Below are 1,606 nucleotides of genomic sequence, written 5' to 3' on the forward strand. Positions count from 1 at the left end.
GCTTGGGCACGCGCCCGCTTTCGACCGCCGCTGTCGCTTCGCCTGAGCTGACATAGGCAAGCTGGGCATCTGCGATCTTGTCATAGGTGACCATATTGGTGCGGGTGATGTCCTGCGAGCGGATCACACCCTGCACGGTCAGCACACGGACTTCGTTGCTGACACGGGTCTGCTGATAGCCCTGTATGATCAGATTGCCGTTCGGCTCGAGCCCGATGACGCGGGCGGCGAGCGTGAAGGTGACCTTCTCTGCGCGGTTGATCGCGCCATTGCCGCTCAGCGCCTGATTCCGGCTGTAATCGATGCCGGGCGAGACGGTGGCGCCGCCTGGCAGCACGCCATTGGCCCATTCAGGCAGACCAAAAAGCGCGTTGACATTGAAGTCTGCATTCGTCCCGCGATTGCGCGACAGCGAGTTCTGCATGCTGGCGCGGTCGTCCATCTCGACGATGACGGTCAGCAGGTCGCCGACGGCCTTGGCGCGGCGCATGCTGAGCAGGGAATTGGCCGACGTGGTCCAGAGCGAGTTGGTCTCGCTCGCGGGCGCTGTGGTCTGCACTTCGGTTGCGACAGGTACGAGCTGTGGCGGTTGCGGCATCGCTGCGACCTGCTGGTCAGGGGCAGAGGCGCAGGCCGTAAGGCCGAGCGCGATCAGGGAGGTGGAAATAAGCGTTTTCATTGTGCGAGCACCCATCCTTCGGCCTGGACGGTGCCATTGACCATTTTGCGGGATTTGAGATTGAGGACGGTGACGGAGTCGTTCTCCGCCCCTTCCCCCATGGCGCGACCTGTCGTCGTGATCTCGAGACCGCCCCGGATGTATTTGACGGTGACGAGCTGATTGCGCGTCACAAGCCGTGGGGCCTGGGTGTCCTTCATGGATATTGTCTGGCCGACATAGACCGTCCGGCGCACTTCGCGGCCGAGGACCGGGCTGTCAGCGATAACACCGCCATCTTCTGCAGCGACCATTTCCGGAAGGACGATATCGCCGGCCCGGATAACGTCCGTCGCGACAACAGCCTGCGTGCCGGCAAGAGCGAGCACGAGGCCTGAAACAAGGGATGAAACAAGAGCCATGGCCTAGCGCACCCGTGTCGTTGCGGCGAGCATTTCGTCGGCCGCGGTGATGACCTTGGAATTGAGCTCATAGCCACGCTGGGCTTCGATCAGCTCGGAGATCTCCTGCACAACATCGACGCCGGACTCCTCGAGATACCCCTGTCGCAGCTGCCCGACCCCTTCAGTGGCGGGGACGAGCCGGTTCGGCGCGCCTGAGGCTTCGGTTTCGCGGAACATGTTGTCGCCCATCGCCTCGAGGCCTTTTTCGTTCACGAAGCGGACGAGCGAGATCGTGCCGATGGGCTGGCCGGCGGCCTCATTGTCGAAATAGGCAACGACTTCGCCATCAGGGCTGATCGAGACGCTGCGCGCATCCTCCGGGATGACAATCCCGTCTGTCAGCTCATAGCCATCCTTGGTGACGAGCTGCCCATCAGCGCTGCGGTTGAGATTGCCGTCGCGCGTATAGGCAGACTCCCCGGAAGGAAGCGTGACCTCCAGGAAACCGGTCCCGTCGATGGCAAGATCGAGCTCAGACCCTGTC

Annotated in this window: 3 protein-coding genes; all 3 read right to left on the reverse strand. The window is 62.6% G+C overall.

Going from position 1 to position 1,606, the window contains the following annotated elements:
• Positions 1-679, reverse strand: a 679-nt coding sequence (locus WA989_RS04265) for a flagellar basal body L-ring protein FlgH (RefSeq protein ID WP_424339271.1), incomplete at its 3' end; no start/stop codon positions are given.
• On the reverse strand, positions 676-1,080 hold the full coding sequence (gene flgA, locus WA989_RS04270) for a flagellar basal body P-ring formation chaperone FlgA (RefSeq protein ID WP_424339272.1): 405 nt from the start codon (positions 1,078-1,080) through the stop codon (positions 676-678). The genes flgA and WA989_RS04265, both read right to left, overlap by 4 nt.
• Positions 1,081-1,083: 3 nt before the next feature.
• Positions 1,084-1,606: flagellar hook-basal body protein (locus WA989_RS04275; RefSeq protein ID WP_424339273.1), on the reverse strand; the 523-nt coding region annotated here is incomplete at its 5' end.

It is taken from the genome of Henriciella sp. (assembly GCF_049649345.1).
In the GTDB taxonomy this organism is placed as follows: Bacteria; Pseudomonadota; Alphaproteobacteria; order Caulobacterales; family Hyphomonadaceae; genus Henriciella.